The 276-nt window shown below is 60.5% G+C and carries 1 pseudogene; it reads left to right on the top strand.

Annotated elements, in window-relative coordinates:
- A pseudogene (locus AAEZ05_RS28495) lies at positions 1-276 on the top strand (poly-beta-1,6 N-acetyl-D-glucosamine export porin PgaA); the annotation flags it as partial.

Genomic DNA, 276 nt, shown 5'->3' on the forward strand with positions numbered 1-276 from the left:
GGTTTTATCCGCTGGCGCGCCAACGAAAGCCGCGAGTGGAAGCTGACCCTCAGCCCGTCCCATTTCAGCGATGGCAACGACCGCTTCGAAGCCTTGCTCACCGGCCGCGAGGGCCTCTACAGCTCGCCCCATGTGCAAGTGGACCTGGGCCTGGAAGTGGGTGCCAGCCGCAACAGCAAGGAAGACACCGTGTACTTCAACCCGAAGTCGGACTTCACGGTGTTGCCCATGATCAACGTCAATCACGTGCTCTATCACCGCTACGAAACCCAGTGG

Source organism: Pseudomonas sp. HY13-MNA-CIBAN-0226 (genome assembly GCF_040310305.1).
GTDB classification, from domain to species: Bacteria; Pseudomonadota; Gammaproteobacteria; order Pseudomonadales; family Pseudomonadaceae; genus Aquipseudomonas; species Aquipseudomonas gregormendelii.